The following is an 18,648-nucleotide window of genomic DNA, read 5'->3' as shown; positions in this document are numbered from 1 at the left end:
GACGGCCGCGTCGGCACCATCGACCCCGCCCGCGCCGTGATCGTCGAGGTCGACGACCGCACCTGGCTCGTCAAGCGTGACGAGTCGTCCTCCCCAGAGGCGGTGATCGACCGCTTCGGCGGCGGCTACCGACTCCGCCGCTTCAGCCTGGTCGAGTCCCGCCGCACCGCACACGGCGTCTACACGGGTCTCGAGCTCGCCGAGACCGCCTGGTGGCGGTTGCGCGACACCCGTCGCTGATCATCATCCGATCTGCCCGATCCGCGCGGCGATGATGACGCTGCGAGGCTTGATCGAGTAGACCGGACTCATGGCAGATTCGATCCCTCACGTCCTCGTCCTCGGTGGCGGCTCCGCCGGCTACTCCACCGTCAAGCAGCTGCAGAAGCACGCCGCGACCGTGCCGATGCGCATCACCCTCGTGGACCAGAACACGTACTACACGTACCTGCCGTTCCTGCCCGAGGTCGCCGGCGGTCACATCGCCCCGAAGGACGTCACCGTGGAGCTCCGTCGCGCGCTCCGCAAGACCCGCGTGATCCAGGGCAAGGTCACCGGGATCTCCTCCGCTGACAAGACCGTGTCGATCGCCACGGCCGGCGGCGACGACCGCACGCTCGGCTACGACCAGCTCGTGGTCGCGCTCGGCTCCGTCACGCGCACCTTCCCGACCCCCGGCCTCGACGAGGTCGGCGTCGGCTTCAAGACCGTGGAGGAGGCCGCCTACGTCCGCGCGAAGCTCCTCGACAACATCGCGAAGGCCGCTGCCACCCGCGACGACGACGAGCGTCGCCGTCTGCTGACCAGCATCTTCGTCGGCGGTGGCTACACCGGCGTCGAGGCCATCGGCGAGCTGTTCGACGTCTCGCAGGCCGCGATCAAAACGTACCCGTCGCTCGCCGGCGAGCAGCCCCGCTGGGTGCTCATCGACGCGCTCGACCGCGTCGCGCCCGAGGTCGGCCCCGAGCTGTCGAAGTGGACCCTTGAGTCCCTCCGCGCCCGTGGCATCGACGTCCGCCTGAAGACCACCATGCCGAGCTGTGAGGGCGGCGTCGTCAAGCTCTCCGACGGCGACGAGTTCGCCACCGGCCTGCTCGTCTGGACGGCCGGCGTGAAGCCGAACCCGCTCCTCGACGCCTCGGACCTGCCGCGCGGGCCGAAGGGCCACCTCGCCGCGAACGCGAAGCTCCAGGTCGAGGCCGAGGACACCCACGAGGTCGTCCCCGGCGTCTGGGGCCTCGGCGACGTCGCACAGGTCCCCGACCTGACCGCCGACAAGCAGCCGGCGTACTACCCGCCGAACGCGCAGAACGCCGTCCGCCAGGCCGTCGTGGCCGCGGACAACGTGGTCGCCACGATCACCGGCAAGCCGCTCGAGGAGTACCGCCACGTCTCCGTGGGCACGGTCGCCTCGTACGGTGTCGCCAAGGGTGCCGCCAACATCAAGGGCATCAAGATGACGAACCTGTTCGCGTGGCTCGCGCACCGCTCGTACCACGTGTACGCGATGCCGACGCTGAACCGCAAGGCGCGCATCGTCATCGGCTGGGTCACCGGCGCCGTCTCCGGTCGCGACGCGACCTCGCTCATCAAGGAGACCGACCCGCGCCGCTCCTTCGTGGACGCCAGCAAGAGCTGATCAGTCCCACCCACGGACGGGAGGCTCGGTGCCAGCTGGCACCGAGCCTCCCGTCCGTCGTCTGGTCGCGCGTCAGTCCGTGTGGCCGGCCGTCTCGCTGAGTGCCCGGACGACGACGCGCACGACGTCGGCAGGGTGGGTGTGCATCAGCAGGTGCGGACCGTCGACCTCGATGACCTCCCGGAACCCGGCGCGCTGGTACCCGGTGCGTTCCACCTCGGGCTGCACGGTCTGGTCGGCCGTCGCGACGATGCCCCAGCTGGGCTTCACCTTCCAGGCCGCTGCGGACGCCGCCTCGGTGTAGGCCGCCACCGCGAACGGCCGCTGCGAGACGGCCAGGACCGCTGCGGTCTCCTCGTCCATGCCGGCGGCGAAGACCGGCAGGAACGCGTCGGGAGCGACGGACAGGTCGACGTCCTGGTCGTTGGCCGGGTCCGTCGTGGGGAGCGAGACCAGGTGGTCGCGCAGCGAGGTGGCGGGGAACCGAGCGTCCATGTCGGCCGGGCTCTCGCCCTCGTCGGGCGTGTAGGCGGCGACGTAGACCAGCCCGACGACGTTCTCCGCCACCCCTGCGACGGTGATGACGGCGCCGCCGTAGGAGTGTCCGACGAGCAGGACGGGTCCGTCGATCGCCTCGACGACGCGTCGGACGCTCGCCGCGTCACCGGAGAGGGACCGCAGGTGGTTCGGCACCGCGGCCACCCGGTGTCCCGCAGCGAGCAGGGCCTGTGTGACCGGGGTCCAGCTCGCCGCGTCGGCGAAGGCTCCGTGCACCAGGACGACGGTCGGTTCGTTCATCGGTCTGCTCCTCGTTCGTGTGGTCAGCGGTCGCCGGTGGCGACAGCGCTGTGACTGTAGGAGGGCGGCGGACCAGCGCGCCAGGAACAGAACTGCACGGGGGCCGTGCAGGAGTGCGGAGCTGACCTGGTCCGCTCAGCTCTCGGGGTGCTCGTCGCGCACCGGGCTGAGCGACTCGAGCAGCGACGCGACGGCGAAGACGGTGGACTCGGCGTGCCACGGGGCGGCGATCTGGACGCCGATCGGCAGGCCGTCGGAGCTGGTGCCGAAGCGCATCGACAGCGCGGGCATCCCGGTGATGTTGAACTGCACGGTGAACGTCTGGATGTGGGTGGCGTCGACGGTCTGCCCGTCGATGACGAACTCGGTCCTGTCGTGCTCGTGCGCCGGGATCGGCAGCACCGGCAGCAGGACCGCGTCGAACCGCGTGAACACCTCGGCGTACGCGTCGCGGATGCGCTCGAAGCCCTGCTCCGCGGCGACGTAGTCCTCGACCGAGGTGTCGGGAGTGGCGAGCATGGCCGTGGACATCGTGAAGCGCTGGTCCTCGTGTCCCTCGGTGGCTGCTGCCATCGCGGGCTTGAGCTCCATGACGTGCTGCTTGTTGAACAGTGCCAGTGGGTTGTCGTGGTGGAGCGTCGGGATGTCGATCTCCTCGACGTGGACGCCGGCGCCTGCAAGTGCTGCCGCTGCACGGCGGACGGTGTCCGCGACCTCCGGGTCGACCGGGCCGAGTCCGGAGTTCGTGAACCACGCGACGCGCAGGTGCTCGGGAGCGGCGTCGCGCGTGCCGGTGTCGACGGCGTCCGGGGTGACGGCGAAGCCGTCCTGGCCGTCGGGTCCTCGCATGACCTCGTAGCCGAGTTCGAGGTCGCGGACGGTGCGGGCCATCGGGCCGACGTGCCAGTCGCGGCGCGGCACGCGCGGCCAGATGCCCGTCATCGGGATGCGGCCGTGGGTGGGCTTGATGGCCGCGATGCCGGTGTGCGACGCCGGACCACGGACCGAGATCGCGAGGTCGGTGCCGATGCCGATCGGGCTCAGCCCGGCGGCGATGGCCGCGGACTCGCCGCCGCTCGAGCCGCCGGAGGTGCGGTCGACGTTCCACGGGTTGTTCGTCCGGCCGGAGAGGAGGTTGTTGCTCTCGGTCGAGTAGGAGAACTCCGGCAGGTTCGTCTTGGCGAGCAGGATGCCGCCGGCCGCCTTCATCCGGGCGACGGCCACGGCGTCCTCGTCCGGCGTGCGGCCCTCGAAGACCGGGGAGCCGCGCTGGGTGAGGACGCCGTTGGTGTCGATGGAGTCCTTGACGGTGAACGGCACGCCGTGCAGCGGCCCGACCTCGTCGCCGGCCGCGAGGGCGTCGTCCGCCGCCTGGGCCTCGGCCAGCGCGTGGTCGTTCAGGGTGACGATCGCGTTGATCGCCGGGTCGACGGCGGCGATGCGGTCGAGGTGGGCCTGCACGACCTGTACCGATGTCAGGTCGCCGGACGCGATGCGCGCGGCCAGTTCGGTCGCGTCGAGGTACGTGATGTCAGCCATGATGGCTCCTTCGGGGATTAGTAGACCAGTCGTCTAGTGGGACGGAAATGTGAGGGGGAAGCGCTCGTTGGACCTTCGTGGGGCTGGAGCGTCGTTTGTCAGGAATGCAGGCGTGCGCTCGTGCGGTCGAGGACGCGCTGGAGCGCGTCGGGCGTCCGCTGGATCTTCGCCATGGTGCTGGCGCCGAGCCAGGACTCGTAGAGCTCCTGCGCCAGTGCGCGTGGGTCCTCGTCCACGGGGACGGAGCCGTCTCGCGTGCCGGTGGTGATCATGCGCTCGAGGTGGTCGATGATGCCGGCCGTGCCGTCCACGAGTTGCCGTCGCATGGGCTCGGAGAGGTCGGACACCTCGGTGGCGAGCTTCACCACGAGGCACTTGCCCTGGCAGTCGTCGAACGCCTGCAGGTCGTAGAACCGCTGCCAGTACTCCTGCAGCTGCTCGGCGCCGGTCGCGCCGGTGTTGCTCGCGATGCGGTCCATCGAGCGGAGGTAGTCGGTGAAGTAGTGCTGCATGAGCGCCTCACCGAAAGCCTCCTTCGAGGAGAACCAGTGGTAGAACGACCCCTTCGGGACACCGGCCTCCGAGAGCACCTCGCTGAGACCGACCGCGGTGTAGCCCTTCCGGGCCATCAGACGCTGGGCGGTGTCGAGCAGGTGCTGCCGGGTGTCGATCTCCGTGGTGGGCATGAGGAGAACGTACCGCTCCAGTAGACCAGTCGTCTAGTGCTGATGTGGTGGAGACCGTCGTGAACCGTGCACATCCGGTGTGCAGAACTGCACAGTCCCGGCAGTGAGCGCTACGCCTACCGTTCGCAACGGCGGGTCGTTCGTCCGCCGCCCATCTCGCAGGAGGACAGCCATGGCCGTGATCAGTTCGAGTCGTGAAGCGCAGGTCGTCGACGGCGTGCGGAAGCAGTTGCTCATCGGCGGCGACTGGGCCACCGCTGCGAACGGGGTGTTCGCCGTCGAGGACCCGTCGACGGGCGAGACGCTCTGCGAGGTCGCGGACGCGACCGCGGACGACGCCGTGCAGGCCCTGGACGCCGCCGTCGACGCTGGCGCCGCCTTCGCGGCACTGGCACCACGTCGACGCGGCGAGATCCTGCGGAAGGCGTACGAGCTCATCGTGGAGCGCACCGACGAGCTCGCCCTCATCAACACCCTCGAGATGGGGAAGCCGGTCGAGGAGGCGAAGGCGGAGATCGCCTACGCGGCGGAGTTCTTCCGCTGGTTCTCCGAGGAGGCGGTCCGGATGGACGGGCGGTACAACCGTCACTCCGACGGCGACGGCCGGATCCTGACGATGAAGCAGCCGGTCGGACCGTGCCTGCTGATCACCCCGTGGAACTTCCCGCTCGCCATGGCGACGCGGAAGATCGGGCCCGCGATCGCCGCCGGCTGCACCATGATCCTGAAGCCCGCGGCACAGACGCCGCTGTCGTCGCTGGCGTTGGCGTCGATCCTCGCCGACGCCGGACTGCCGACGGGTGTGCTGAACGTCATCACGACCGGGAACGCGAAGGACACCCTCGCGGCGGTGATCGCGGACCCGCGGCTCCGGAAGCTCTCCTTCACCGGCTCGACGCCGGTCGGCAAGGCGCTCGTGAAGCAGGCGGCCGACCAGTTGCTGCGCACGTCGATGGAACTCGGCGGCAACGCCCCCTTCCTCGTCTTCGACGACGCCGACGTCGACGCCGCCGTCGACGGTGCGATGATCGCGAAGATGCGCAACAACGGTGAGGCGTGCGTCGCGGCCAACCGCTTCCACGTCGCGGACAGCGTCGCCGAGGAGTTCATCGACAAGCTCACGAGCCGCATGCAGGCGCTCACCCTCGGGCGCGGCACCGACGAGGGCGTGACCATGGGGCCACTCATCGACGCCGCGCAGCGGACGACCACCTCCGGCCTCGTGCAGGACGCGCTCGACCGCGGCGCGCACGCCCTCATCGGCGGGGAGGCGCCGGACCGCCCCGGGTACTTCTACGAGCCGACGATCCTCACGGGCATCCCGGAGGACGCCGAGCTGCGACAGGCCGAGCTGTTCGGGCCGGTCGCCCCCGTGTTCACGTTCTCCGACGAGGAGCAGGCGATCGCCGACGCGAACGACACCGAGTACGGGCTCGTGTCGTACGTGTACACGAACGACCTCCGCCGCGGGCTCCGCGTCAGCGAGGCGATCCAGTCCGGGATGGTCGGCCTCAACAGGGGGCTCGTCTCGAACCCGCAGGCACCGTTCGGCGGGGTGAAGCAGTCCGGGTTCGGTCGTGAAGGCGGCTCCGAGGGCATCGAGGAGTACGTCGAGGACAAGTACGTCGCCATCGATCTCTGATGCGCGACGCAGTCGTCGACTCCACCCAGCGTGTGCGCCTCGACCAGCGGCTGCTCCGCCGGGTTCCCGTGTCCGCTCGCCGGCGGGCGCTGCGGGTCGCGGTGGTCGCACCGACGGCGTTCGCCGTCGCCCGGGGGTTCCTCCCGGCCGACGTCGCGCTGTTCGCGGCCTTCGGCTCGATCATGCAGATCGTGTTCGTCGACTTCAGCGGGCCGGCACGACTCCGGAGGACCATCGGGGTCGCCGTGGCGACGAGCGCGCTCATCGCCGTGGGGACCGCACTGTCGTCCTCGGCCGTCTCGGCGACGGTCGGCGTCGGGCTGCTCGCCTTCGCGATCGCGTTCGCGGGCGTCGTGAGCTCGAGTGTCGCGCTCGCCACACCGGTGCTCCTGTTCGCCCTGGCGCTCGCGGCGACCGTCCCGGCGGGGGTGGACGCCGTCCTGCCGCGCCTCGCAGCGTGGGGTGTCGCGGCGGTGCTGGTCGTCGCCGCCAAGGCGTTCGTCCTCCCGACCGCCACGGACGACCCGCTCCGTGACCAGACCCGAGACGCCCTGCTGGGTCTCATGCTGCGGCTCCGGACTCGTCGGGCTGCCCCGCAGGTGCAGACCCTCCGCGAGTCCTTCTCCACCCAACCGCGTCGCCCCGAGGGGTTCCGACCCGGCGGCAGACGTCTCCTGGTCGTCATCAACGCCGTGCTCGCCGTCGACGACGCCGTCACGGCGACGGGGGAGTCGGACGAGACCGTCGTGGACGACGCCGAGCGGACCGCCATCGGTGCGGCCCTGCACGTCGTCCGATTGCGCCTCCAGGGAACGGACGTGACCAGCGCACTCCTCGACGTGCGCGCCCGGCTGGAGGACCTCCGTGAACAGCGCGAGCTGCGGTACCTGGGCGACCGTGCCGCCAAGGCGTGGCCCGCACACCAGCTGCTGCAGCGGACCATCGCGCTGGTCGAGGCGGCGTCCGGTGGAGGGGGACGCGCACACCGGTACGTGTCCGACACGCTCCGGAGTCACTGGTCCTGGCGATCCGCCTGGCTGCGGAACAGCGTCCGGACGGGAGCGACCCTCGCGGTCTCGATCACCGCGGCGAACCTCGTCGGCGCCGAGCACGCGTTCTGGGTCGCCTTCGGAACGCTCGCTGTCCTGCGGACGAACGCCGTCGGGACCGCCCGGTCCGCATGGCAGGCCGTGCTCGGCACCGTCGTCGGTGTGGTCGTCGCGGAACTGGTGCTCCTCCTCACCCCGCACGCGGGATGGATCACCTGGGTGGTGGTGCCCGTGGCGCTCGCGGTCATGGCGTTCTCCCCGGAGGTGTTCCCGTTCCTCGTCGGCCAAGCCGCGTTCTCGACCGCGATCCTCGGCCTGTTCGCACTCGCCGCTCCCCAACAGCCGACGATCGGGCTGATCCGGCTCGGGGACGTCCTCCTCGGGGCGTCCGTCAGCGCCGTGCTCGGGTGGCTGCTCTGGCCGAGCGGGGTCGTCACCGCCTTCCGAGCAGACCTCGCTGCGGCGTACGAGGCCTCCGCGGACTACGTCGTCGAGGTCGTCAGCGCTGCAGCGTCAGCCGCTGACCGTGGCTCCGCGCTGACCGCCCGGCGATCCGCGGTGGCAGCGGGCCGCAGACTCGACGACGCCTTCCGGGAGTTCCTGCTCGAACACCGGAGCACCGCCGCGTCACCCGTGGCGTCGATCCGGCTCGTCGCCGCGCCGTCGGAGGCCCGGGAGGCCGCGGACGCGATCCTGGACCTCGGGTCCCACCTCCGGCAGGAGCACCACCTCGACCCGTCCCCGGCACAGGCCAGCGCGCTCACCGCGGCAGCCGAACGGTACCGAGGGCAGGTGCGTGCACTCGCGCGGGGGATCCGCCTGGGTGCGACGGCGGAGCAGACCACCACCGCGCCGGCTGTCGACGAGCAACCCCGCGTGCCACGATCGGCGGATCCGGCTGCCGCGTTCAGCGTGTGGGCCTGCGCGCAGGTCGAAGCCCTCGAGCAGACGGCTCGCGACGTGCTCCCGACCGCTGCACGCCTGAGCAGGTCGTCCCCACCCGCCAGGAGGAGGCCCTGATGCCGGCGCTCCGCATCGCCGCGCCGCGACGACGTCGCCGTGTGCGCTTCTGCCCACCCGGTGTGCAGATCTCCCGCAACGGACCCGCCGAAGCAGTCCTACAGTCGATCTCGTAGCCAGTCGTCCCGAGGTGGACACCGTCGCTCTCCCCGCTGACGTGCCACCCGGAGCGCTGCCTCGTCGTCCCACCCGACCCTGTGGACCACCCCGTCTCCGTTCGAGCGCATCCCCCTGACCGCTCGGACCGCTCCGTGGTGTCCCCGGGGTCCGTCCGCCACCGTCCTCCGCACACGAACAGACAGGTCGTCATGTCACCGTCAACCGCACTCAAGAAGGTCCTCATCACCGGAGCCGGAACCGGTTTCGGGCAGGAGGTCGCGTTCCGCCTCGCCGAGAAGGGCTTCGACGTCCACGCCACCGTCGAGATCTACGGGCAGGTGCAGACGCTCAAGCGTCAGGCAGCCGCACGCGGTGTGTCGCTGCACGTCAGCAAGCTCGACGTCACCGTCGAGGGCGACCGTCGCAAGGCGCTCGACTGGGGGATCGAGATCCTCGTCAACAACGCCGGAGTCGGCGAGGGTGGTGCGACGGTCGACATCCCGGAGTGGAACATCCGCCACCAGTTCGACGTCAACGTCACCGGCCCGCTGCTGCTCACCCAGGGGATCGCGAAGCAGATGGCGCAGCGCGGCACCGGCAGGATCATCTGGGTCTCCTCGCGCGAGGGCCTGAACGTGAACCCGTTCACCGGCATCTACTCGGCCTCGAAGCACGCCGTCGAGGCGATCGCGGAGAGCATGAAGGACGAGCTGCAGGAGTACGGCGTCGAGGTCGCCACCATGAACCCCGGGCCGTTCCTCACCGGCTTCAACGACCGCATCTTCCAGACCTGGGAGGGCTGGGACGACGACGCGTCGCAGCGCCTGTACGACTACTCGAAGCTCGCGTTCCCCCGCGAGCAGTTCAACCCGGAACCCGTCTACGCGACGCTCACCGCGCTCGCTGCGGGAGAGATCGACTCGTACCGGAACCTCGAGCCGACGTCGATGACCGAGGAGACCAAGCAGCTCATCGAGGCGCCGTGGTCGAAGAAGACGACCGACGGACTCGGGACGCGGAACGCGGGCATCCAGAACGCCTTCGACATGCAGCCCGAGCAGCTCCGGGACGACCAGGACCCGATCACCGCCCCCTGACCACCCGACCCCAGGCAGCTCGATCAGAAGGAACGTCGTGAGCATCTCCACACCGAACGAAGCCCGGGCAGTCCTCACCGACCCGCTCCGGAACCACGGCACCGCCACCTCGCACGAGGCGCGGCGGCAGCTCGGCATCACCGGCCGGCTCCCAGCGGCCGTCGAGACCCTGGACGAGCAGGCCGCTCGCTGCTGGGCACAACTGCAGCGCAAGACCACGGCCATGGAGCGGTTCACCTACCTCGAACTCCTCCACGAGCGCAACGAGACGCTGTACTTCCGGGTCCTCGGCGACCACCTCCGCGAGCTCCTCCCGGTCGTCTACGACCCGACGGTCGGACAGGCGATCAAGGACTGGAGCCGGGACTACCGAGTCTCGCAGGCCGCCTACCTCTCCATCGACCGGATCGAGGACATCGAGCCGACGCTCCGCACCTTCGGGTACGGCCCCGACGACGTCGACCTGATCGTCTGCACCGATGCCGAGGAGATCCTCGGCATCGGTGACTGGGGTGTCAACGGCGTGGACATCTCCGTGGGGAAGCTCGCCATCTACACGGCGGCTGCCGGCATCGACCCCGGGCGGGTCATCGCTGTGAGCCTCGACTGCGGGACGGACAACGCGGCGCTGCTGAACGACCCCGCCTACCTGGGGAACCGGCATGCGCGGGTCGGCGGGGAACGCTACGACGAGTTCATCGACCGGTACGTGACCGTCGCCGCTGCGCTCTTCCCCCGAGCGATCCTGCACTTCGAGGACTTCGGCCCGCAGAACGCGCGCCGCATCCTCGACGAGTACCGCGACCGCCACCGCATCTTCAACGACGACATGCAGGGCACCGGCGCGATCGTCGTCGCGAGCCTCATCTCGGCGATGCGCGTCACGAAGCAGACCTTCGCCGACCAGCGGCTCGTCGTCTTCGGCGCGGGGACCGCAGGGACCGGGATGGCCGACCAGATCGCCGCCGGCATGGTCCGGGACGGGTTGAGCGCCGCCGACGCCCGGGCGCGGATCTGGCTCATCGACAAGCACGGACTCGTCACCGACGACATGGCGGACCTGCCGAACTACCAGGCGCAGTACGCACGCCCCGCGGCCGAGGTCGCGGGCTGGAACCGGGAGCACGGGGTGATCGACCTGCTCACCGTCGTGCAGCAGGTACGGCCGACCGTCCTCATCGGCACGTCCACCGCGCACGGTGCGTTCACGAAGGAGGTCGTCGAGGCGCTGTGTGCCGGGGTCGATCGACCTGTCCTGTTGCCCCTGTCGAACCCGACGGAACGGATCGAGGTGATGCCCGACGACGCCGTCACGTGGTCGGACGGGAAGGCCTTCGTGGCGGTCGGGATCCCCACGGACCCCTTCGAGCACGACGGGACGACCTTCACGATCGGGCAGGCGAACAACTCCCTGCTGTACCCGGGACTCGGCCTCGGTGCCGTCGTCTCGCGGGCGACCCGGATCACGGACGGCATGCTGCTCGCAGCGGCCGAAGCCGTGGCGGACCAGGTCGATGCGACGGCCCTGGGCGCGTCCTTGCTCCCGCCCGTCGAGAACCTCCGGGCGTCGTCCGCCATCGCCGCCTTCGCCGTGGCACGGGCTGCAGCGGCAGACGGGGTCGCGACCGTCGAGTTCGCGACCGACTCCGAGCTGACCCAGGCGGTCCACGACGCCATGTGGCAGCCCGTCTACGGCACCCAGGAGCGCTGAGCCATGGCAACGCAGGACGCACACCACGACGATGACGACCTGGAGTTCCGCGAGGTGCCCATCGGCACCGGGGCGAGGGGGAGCCGTGTCGAGAGCGACTCGATGGGCGACATCGAGGTGCCGGCCGCCCACTACTGGGGAGCGCAGACGCAGCGATCGCTGCTGCACTTCTCGATCGGGGACGACCGCATGCCGAAGGAGGTCTACCACGCGTACGGGTACGTGAAGAAGGCGGCCGCGCTCGTCAACCACGCGGGCGGGCGGCTCGACGACGCCCGCACCGAAGCCATCGTGCGCGCCGCGGACGAGGCCACCGCCGGCGAGCTCGACGAGCAGTTCCCGCTGTACGTCTGGCAGACGGGTTCCGGGACCCAGTCGAACATGAACATGAACGAGGTGCTCGCGAACCGCGCCTCGCAGCTCCTCGGCGGGGAGATCGGGAGCAAGACGCCGGTCCACCCGAACGACCACGTCAACCTCGGGCAGTCCTCCAACGACACGTTCCCCACCGCGATGCACATCGCGACGGTGCTCCAGGTGCGCACCCACACCCTGGTGCAGGTCCGCCAGCTCGCCGACGCCGTCATGGCCAGGGCCGAACGCTGGGTCGACGTCGTCAAGACCGGCCGCACCCACCTACAGGACGCGACGCCCATCACCGTCGGCCAGGAGTGGTCGGGGTGGGCGGTGCAGATCCGGCAGGCGGCGGACCGGCTCGAGCACTCGCTCGACGGTGTCCGAGAGCTCGCCGCCGGCGGCACCGCGGTCGGCACCGGGCTCAACGCGCCCGATGGGTTCGACGTCGAGATCGCGGCCGAGCTCACCGAGCTGACCGGCGAGGCGTTCCGGACCGCCCCGTCGAAGTTCGCGGCGCAGGGCTCACTCGACGCGATGGTCGCCGTCTCCGCCGCACTCCGTGGCGTCGCGGTCGCCCTGCTGAAGGTCGCCAACGACATGCGGTGGCTCGCCTCCGGTCCACGGACCGGGCTCCACGAGCTGCGGCTCCCGGAGAACGAACCGGGATCGTCGATCATGCCCGGCAAGGTGAACCCGACGCAGCAGGAAGCCATGATCATGGTGTGCCTGCAGGTGATCGGGGAGGACTCGATCGTCGCGGCGGCCGGCGCCCAGGGGAACTTCGAACTCAACGCGATGCGCCCGATCATCATCAACAACGTCCTGCACAGTGCACGGATCCTGGGCGACGCGAGCGACAAGCTCCGGCGGTACAGCGTCGAGGGCACGGAACTCGACCGGGAGCAGATCGACCGGTTCGTCGGCGCATCGCTCATGCTCGTCACCGCGCTGTCCCCGGTCATCGGGTACGACGCGGCATCGAGGATCGCGCACAAGGCCAACGACGAGGGGACCTCCCTGCGGGACGCCGCGCTCGCGTCCGGCATCGACCCGGACGAGTTCGACCGTGTCGTCCAACCGCGGTCGATGGTCGGTGACCCGGCGCGGGACCTCGCCGCGGCGGTCACGACACTCGGCGACGACTGAACGCCACCCGCAGGACGCGCGGGGCCGTCCCGCGCCGCTGATCGACACCTCTCCACACCCGAACGTCAGGAGCAGTCCATGCACGTCTTCATCATCGGCATCACGGGCGGGGTGGGGTCGCTGCTCGTGGCGGACCTCATCCAGCGCGGCGACACCGTCACCGGTCTGGTCCGGAGACCCGAGCAGGCGCAGCACCTGCAGCAGCAGGGCATCACCGCGACCGTCGGGCACCTCACCCAGCTCACCCCCGCCGCGCTGGCCGAGCACATCGGCACTGCGGACGCGATCGTGTTCACCGCCGGCGCCGGCGGCAGCCAGGACGCCACCACCGCCATCGACGGGGACGGCGTCGTCACCGCCATCGCCGCCGCGGACCTGCTCCCGAACCGGCCCCGGTTCGGCCTGGTGTCCGTGTTCCCCGAGGCGTGGCGGGAACGGGACCTCGGCGAGGACTTCGACCACTACATCGACGTCAAGAAGCACGCCGAGGTCGCGCTCACCCAGAGCGACCTGGACTACGTCATCCTGCGGCCGTCCGCGTTGCAGGACGACCCGGGCGTCGGGACCGTGGCACTCGGCCCGGCACAGATCCACGACACCATCACCCGCGCCGACGTCGCGGCCACCCTCGCCGGGCTCCTGCACGAGACCCGGATCAGCCGCCAGATCCTCGAGGCCACGGCCGGGGACACACCCATCGCCGAGGCCATCAGCCACGCCACGCGCGGCTAGCGGCCCCGCGACGCCCTCGACGGCTGGTGCACCACGCGCCGCCCGCCGAGGGCGTCCGCCCGCCGAGGGCGTCCGGCCGTCAGGCCGTCGCGCTCCGGAGGTCGTCCACCGACGTGGCCCAGACGAGCTCAGCGCGACGGCTCCGCACCTCACGGTGCAACGCCTCACGGACCACGGCGATCGCGGGCCGGCGCATGGTGTCCTCGCGGACCGCGATCGACACGGGCACGCGCGGCAGCGTGATCTCCGCGGCGATCGGGTGGAGGTCGCTCATCGTCCTGGCCATGAACTTCGAGATGAGTCCGATGCCGACGCCGGCGCGGACGGCCGCCAGCTGCGCGAAGATGTTCGTCGAGCTGAAGGCGATCCGCGGCTTGTCGAGGTGATCGGCGAGGTCGAGTTCCCGGATCCGCTGCATCGCGTCGATGAAGAAGACGAGGCGGTGCGCCTGCAGCTCCTCGAGCGTCGTCGGGTTGCCGTGCTCCTCGAAGTACTCCGTGGTGCCGTAGAAGGCGCTGTCGTACTCGCAGAGCCGCTCGACGTAGAGACGGGTGGGGGACGGGGGGCCGAGCGTGACCGCGATGTCGAAGCTGCCCGCCTGCAGCGTCAGCTCGCGCGCGCCGGTGACGAGCTCGACGTTGAGCTCGGGGTGTTCCCGCTGCGCGCGTGCCAGTGCCGGCACGACGAAGGTGGTGCCGAAGCCGTCGGCAGCGGTGACACGGACCGTCCCGGCCGCGTTGCCGGGCCGGGACGCCGCGGCGTACTGCGCGACGGACTCGACCGAACGTTGCACCGCACGGGCGTGCTCGAGGAGGTCCCGACCGGCGTCGGTGAGCACCCAGCCGTCGTCACCGCGGTTCAGGACCCGGATGCCCAGGGCGTTCTCGAGGGCGTGCAGCCGTCGGGACACGGTCGAGTGGTCCACCCCGAGCACCTTCGCCGCGGTGATGAGTCGCCCGCTGTCCGCCAGCGCAGCCAGGTAGCGGAGGTCGTCCGACCGCACGTCTCGGGCGTTCACCATCGTGCAACCTCCAGGGCGCCGGGATGTTCAGGATGAGCGACAAGCTAGCGGTTCTCCGCGCGCGGGTCACCCTGTGATCCGCTCAGGCTGTGCGGACGGCCCCGACGCGGAGGAAGTCGAGCTTCTCGGCGTCGGGTCCTCCTGCTGCGGTCGAGTAGACGACGAGCTTGACGTCGGAGTCCGGGACGGTCACGACGTCGCAGTCGAGCACGACGTCGCCGACGACGCGGTTGTGGACGGTCTTCACGAGCGACTGGTGCGCCGCCGCTCGCCCCTCGTCCCAGTACTCTGCGAAGCGTTCGCTCTCACGCCGCAGCCGAGCGATGAAGGCCGAGAAACGGGCGTCCTCGCCGAGGGTCGCGGCTGTCCGTCGGAGGTCAGCGACGAGGGCACGCTCGAACGAGGCCGGGCCGCCGTGCGCCGTCGCGATCTCGGTCACGCTCTCGTCGATGAAGGTCTGCACGACCAGGTTCTGCTCGGGGTCCCTGAGCACCGACGGCGCGTCGAACAGGGCCTGCCAGAGCGGCGTGGAGTGCAGCATCGTCCAGTCAGCGGTGAACACGGCCAGCGGGAGGTCCGCCATCCGGACGAGCATGCGCTGGACACCGGGTGGGATGTGTCGGGACACCACGCCCGACCGGGGCGGTGCGAGTCCGGCGGCGCGGTGGAACAGGTCGGTCTCGGTGCGGTCGAGCTGGAGGGCGCGTGCGAGGGACTGGACGACCTGGGCCGAGGGGGTGCTGGAGCGACCCTGTTCCAGGCGCATGACGTAGTCCACGCTGACCCCGGCGAGCTGCGCGAGTTCCTCCCGGCGGAGCCCCTCCGTCCGCCGACGCCCGAAGGACGCCAGGCCGACGTCCTCGGGTCGCAGTCGTCCGCGCCAGGCGCGGAGGAGGTCACTGAGGTTCTCGACGTGGTCTGCGGGCACCCGTCCATTGTCAGTGCGCGGAGGGATGAGCGCATGGGAACGCCTGTCCCATGCTCCGGGAGCACCCGCCGGCGAGCACCTGCCGGCGAGCACCTGCCGGCGAGCACCGCCGCTGGGTAGCACCGTTCTTCCCTGGCTCGGGTGCCTCGCAGAGTCGCACGCTTGGCCTCTCACCACCACCGACAGGAGAACCATGACCATCACGCTCATCACCGGGGGCAACAAGGGCATCGGCCGCGAGACCGCCCGACGCCTGATCGCCGCCGGACACACCGTGTGGATCGGCGCTCGGGACACCGACCGCGGGCGGGCTGCTGCAGCGGAGCTCGATGCCGCGTTCGTGCAGCTCGACGTCACGGACGACGCATCCGTCACCGCGGCGGCCGCGACGATCCAGGACCAGGCGGGTCACCTCGACGTCCTGGTCAACAACGCCGGCGTCCTCGGGGACGTCACCGCGCCCGAGGACATGACCGTCGACCAGCTGCGTGCGGTCTACGAGACGAACGTCTTCGGCGTCGTCCGCGTCACGAACGCGTTCCTGCCGGTCCTCCGGAAGTCGGCGGGACCCTCGGTCGTCAACGTCACGAGCGGCCTCGGGTCGTTCACACTGATCCACGACCCGGCGCGTGTCGAGTCGCAGTACCCGCTCGCGGCCTACGGCTCCTCCAAGACAGCGGTCACGATGCTCACCATGCAGTACGCCAAGACCACCCCAGACGTCCGCTTCAACGCGGTCGACCCCGGACAGACGGCAACCGAGTTCACCGGTCACCTCGGACACAGCGTCGAGGACGGGGCCGACGCAGCGGTCCGGATCGCGACCCTCGGTGCGGACGCCCCGACCGGAACCGTCACCGACCGCGACGGTCGCCTGCCCTGGTAGGTCACCGGTGACGGACGGGAGGCTCGGTGCCAGCTGGCACCGAGCCTCCCGTCCGTCATTGGTCACCATGCGCAGACCTGGAACGGCTCCCACGCGTCGCTCGTCACCCTGGGCGGACGAGTGAGAGGAGCGTCCATGCGCGCCATGACGTACCGCGGTCCGTACCGCGTCCGGGTCGAGGAGAAGCCCGACCCGCGCATCGAGCACCCGAACGACGCGATCGTCCGCGTCGAGCGGGCTGCGATCTGCGGCTCCGACCTGCACCTGTACCACGGCATGATGCCCGACACCCGGGTCGGCCACACGTTCGGCCACGAGTTCATCGGCGTCGTCGAACAGATCGGGTCCTCGGTCGAACACCTCAGCGTGGGCGACCGCGTGATGGTCCCGTTCCACATCTCCTGCGGGACCTGCTGGTTCTGCGCCAGGGGCCTGTTCACGAACTGCCACAACGTCAACGCGAACGCCACCGCGGTGGGCGGGATCTTCGGGTACTCGCACACGACGGGGGGGTTCGACGGTGGGCAGGCCGAACGGGTCCGCGTGCCGTACGCCGACGTCGGGCCGCAGGTCATCCCGGACTGGCTCGACCCCGACGACGCACTGATGATGACCGACGCGCTCGGCACCGGGTACTTCGGGGCGCAGCTCGCCTCGATCCGCGAGGGTGACACCGTCGTGGTCCTCGGCGCCGGCCCCGTCGGGCTGTTCGCGGCGAAGTCGGCCTGGTTCATGGGTGCCGGCCGCGTGATCGTCATCGACGCGTTCGAGTACCGCCTCGAGAAGGCGCGGACGTTCGCACACGCCGAGACGATCAACTACGCCGAGGTCGACGACGTCGTCGTGGAGATGAAGAAGCAGACCGACTACCTCGGGGCCGACAGCGTGATCGACGCGGTGGGTGCGGAGGCGGACGGCAACTTCCTGCAGCACGTCAGCGCTGCGAAGTTCAAGATGCAGGGCGGTTCACCGGTCGCGTTGAACTGGGCGATCGACGGCGTCCGCAAGGGCGGCACCGTGTCGGCCATGGGCGCGTACGGGCCGATCCCGAACCTGGTGAAGTTCGGCGACGCGATGAACAAGGGCGTCACGATCCACATGAACCAGGCACCGGTGAAGCGGCAGTGGCCGCGGCTGCTCGAGCACATCCAGGCAGGACACCTGAAGCCGAGCGACATCATCACGCACCGCATCCCGCTCGAGCACATCGCCGAGGGCTACCACCTGTTCTCCGCGAAGCTCGACGGGTGCATCAAGACGGTGATCGTGCCGTGAGCAGGGAGGACGAGGAGATGACGGACCACATCGCGTACATCGCCGACGGCAAGCGCAACGCACCGAGCGCGGACGAGCTCCGGGCGCGGATCCCCGGGTGGGGGAGCGACCTCGACCCCGCCGACCGGCCGAGCGTGCCGAAGCTGTCGCGGAAGGTCGGTTCCGCCACCGGTGCCCACTGGGACAAGCCGGAGCAGCAGCCGGGCGGGACAGGACGGGAACGGTCGATCGAGCACGCGCACCTGACGCCCGTGTTCGGGACGGCCCAGCCGCTCCGCGGGCTCGCCGGGGCCGTGCGGCGGTACGCCTACCGGCGGTTCAGCGAGGGACGCCTGGCGCACTGGATGCTGCTCGTCGTGGGTGACCGGATCGACGTCGCCACGCACCGCGTGACCGATGCGCTGCGCGGGCGGCCGGACGACCTGATCGGGGAGACCGGCGTCGGTGCCGAGCGGGGGAAGCGGCCGATCGCGTCACGACTCGGGAGCACGCGGCCCGACACGCACCACACGTGGATGGACCCGTTCGTCGTGAACTGGCCCGCGGTCGTGGCCGGTGGCGTGGTGCTGCTCGTCGTGCGGCGGGTGCTGCGGCGGCGGTAGGGGGTGGTTCCCGGGGCCCTGCCGCGGGCTTCCGACTCGGGACGACATCGTCGAGGTCGTACGACAGCGATGGTGTCGTTCCGAGTCGGGCCAGCGCGGCGCCTGTGTCGTTCCGGGTCGGGCACGCGCGGCCCCTGTGTCGTTCCGGGTCGGGCCAGCTGCATCCGGGCACACGAAAACGAACGGCCCACCCGAAGGTGGGCCGTTCGCCGCGTGTCTCAACACTGCGTGTCCGAAGGGGGACTTGAACCCCCACGCCCTAATACGGGCACTAGCACCTCAAGCTAGCGCGTCTACCAATTCCGCCATCCGGACAGGATGTTCTTCAGTTGTGCGGCCGCTCCGCGGGTTTCCCCGGCGTTGCTGCCGGAGAAGACATTAGCACGGGTCTGAACGCCGGTTGAACACGGCCGGACATCCC

Annotated in this window: 16 protein-coding genes and 1 tRNA gene; 11 read left to right on the top strand and 6 right to left on the bottom strand. The window is 70.4% G+C overall.

Features of this window, described 5'->3' with window-relative positions:
* Positions 1–36 precede the first annotated feature (36 nt).
* Both OXR63_RS00285 and OXR63_RS00280 read left to right on the top strand, forming a co-directional pair.
* A complete protein-coding gene (locus OXR63_RS00285; RefSeq protein ID WP_071275292.1) occupies positions 37–240 on the top strand; it encodes a hypothetical protein in 204 nt (67 codons plus the stop codon).
* 70 nt (positions 241–310) lie between these two features.
* On the top strand, positions 311–1,639 hold the full coding sequence (locus OXR63_RS00280) for an NAD(P)/FAD-dependent oxidoreductase (protein ID WP_071275294.1): 1,329 nt from the start codon (positions 311–313) through the stop codon (positions 1,637–1,639).
* A gap of 72 nt (positions 1,640–1,711) precedes the next feature.
* Here the strand turns inward: OXR63_RS00280 and OXR63_RS00275 are convergent, their stop codons facing one another.
* The 3 genes from OXR63_RS00275 to OXR63_RS00265 form a co-directional block, all read right to left on the bottom strand.
* Positions 1,712–2,437, bottom strand: coding sequence for an alpha/beta fold hydrolase (locus tag OXR63_RS00275; protein WP_267419240.1), 726 nt, complete (start codon positions 2,435–2,437; stop codon positions 1,712–1,714).
* A gap of 135 nt (positions 2,438–2,572) precedes the next feature.
* The gene (locus tag OXR63_RS00270; protein ID WP_267419238.1) at positions 2,573–3,976 is read right to left on the bottom strand and encodes an amidase; all 1,404 of its coding nucleotides are present in this window, start codon (positions 3,974–3,976) and stop codon (positions 2,573–2,575) included.
* A 98-nt stretch (positions 3,977–4,074) separates the two neighbouring features.
* Positions 4,075–4,662 (bottom strand): TetR/AcrR family transcriptional regulator, encoded by a 588-nt coding sequence (locus OXR63_RS00265; RefSeq protein ID WP_267419237.1) that lies wholly within the window; start codon positions 4,660–4,662, stop codon positions 4,075–4,077.
* 172 nt (positions 4,663–4,834) lie between these two features.
* Between OXR63_RS00265 and OXR63_RS00260 the strand changes: the two genes are divergently transcribed.
* From OXR63_RS00260 to OXR63_RS00235, 6 genes are all read left to right on the top strand, one after another.
* Positions 4,835–6,304 (top strand): NAD-dependent succinate-semialdehyde dehydrogenase, encoded by a 1,470-nt coding sequence (locus OXR63_RS00260; protein WP_267419236.1) that lies wholly within the window; start codon positions 4,835–4,837, stop codon positions 6,302–6,304.
* Entirely contained in the window at positions 6,304–8,373 is a 2,070-nt protein-coding gene (locus tag OXR63_RS00255; RefSeq protein ID WP_267419235.1) for an FUSC family protein, read from the top strand. The genes OXR63_RS00260 and OXR63_RS00255 overlap by 1 nt, the downstream gene beginning before the upstream one ends.
* 308 nt (positions 8,374–8,681) lie before the next feature.
* Positions 8,682–9,569: an SDR family oxidoreductase gene (locus tag OXR63_RS00250; protein ID WP_267419233.1), complete on the top strand. Its 888-nt coding sequence runs from the start codon at positions 8,682–8,684 to the stop codon at positions 9,567–9,569.
* A gap of 37 nt (positions 9,570–9,606) precedes the next feature.
* Positions 9,607–11,280 carry an NAD-dependent malic enzyme gene (locus tag OXR63_RS00245; RefSeq protein ID WP_267419231.1) on the top strand — a complete coding sequence of 558 codons (1,674 nt, stop codon included), beginning with the start codon at positions 9,607–9,609 and terminating at the stop codon, positions 11,278–11,280.
* Positions 11,281–11,283: 3 nt separating this feature from the next.
* Entirely contained in the window at positions 11,284–12,783 is a 1,500-nt protein-coding gene (locus OXR63_RS00240) for a class II fumarate hydratase (RefSeq protein ID WP_267419230.1), read from the top strand.
* Positions 12,784–12,861: 78 nt separating this feature from the next.
* Positions 12,862–13,515 carry an NAD(P)H-binding protein gene (locus OXR63_RS00235; RefSeq protein WP_267419229.1) on the top strand — a complete coding sequence of 218 codons (654 nt, stop codon included), beginning with the start codon at positions 12,862–12,864 and terminating at the stop codon, positions 13,513–13,515.
* A 79-nt stretch (positions 13,516–13,594) separates the two neighbouring features.
* On the opposite strand, the gene OXR63_RS00230 is transcribed toward OXR63_RS00235, so the two are convergent.
* Positions 13,595–14,536: a LysR family transcriptional regulator gene (locus OXR63_RS00230; RefSeq protein ID WP_267419228.1), complete on the bottom strand. Its 942-nt coding sequence runs from the start codon at positions 14,534–14,536 to the stop codon at positions 13,595–13,597.
* Between the two features lie 82 nt (positions 14,537–14,618).
* Positions 14,619–15,464, bottom strand: a complete 846-nt coding sequence (locus OXR63_RS00225; protein ID WP_267419227.1) for a helix-turn-helix transcriptional regulator — start codon at positions 15,462–15,464, stop codon at positions 14,619–14,621.
* Positions 15,465–15,657: 193 nt separating this feature from the next.
* Here OXR63_RS00225 and OXR63_RS00220 point away from each other — a divergent pair, with 193 nt between their 5' ends.
* The 3 genes from OXR63_RS00220 (at position 15,658) to OXR63_RS00210 (ending at position 18,227) form a co-directional block, all read left to right on the top strand.
* On the top strand, positions 15,658–16,350 hold the full coding sequence (locus OXR63_RS00220; RefSeq protein WP_267419225.1) for an SDR family NAD(P)-dependent oxidoreductase: 693 nt from the start codon (positions 15,658–15,660) through the stop codon (positions 16,348–16,350).
* 135 nt (positions 16,351–16,485) lie between these two features.
* Complete coding sequence (locus OXR63_RS00215; protein ID WP_267419223.1) at positions 16,486–17,625, top strand: zinc-dependent alcohol dehydrogenase; 1,140 nt, start codon at positions 16,486–16,488, stop codon at positions 17,623–17,625.
* Between the two features lie 17 nt (positions 17,626–17,642).
* Positions 17,643–18,227 (top strand): hypothetical protein, encoded by a 585-nt coding sequence (locus tag OXR63_RS00210; protein ID WP_267419221.1) that lies wholly within the window; start codon positions 17,643–17,645, stop codon positions 18,225–18,227.
* A 229-nt stretch (positions 18,228–18,456) separates the two neighbouring features.
* On the opposite strand, the gene OXR63_RS00205 is transcribed toward OXR63_RS00210, so the two are convergent.
* A tRNA-Leu gene (locus tag OXR63_RS00205) sits at positions 18,457–18,542 on the bottom strand.
* Positions 18,543–18,648: the final 106 nt, after the last annotated feature.

The sequence above is a fragment of the Curtobacterium sp. GC_Cur_3 genome (genome assembly GCF_026544205.1).
GTDB lineage: Bacteria > Actinomycetota > Actinomycetes > Actinomycetales > Microbacteriaceae > Curtobacterium.
The sequence above is the reverse complement of the archived record's forward strand: the minus strand, read 5'-3'. Positions and strand labels throughout refer to the sequence as shown.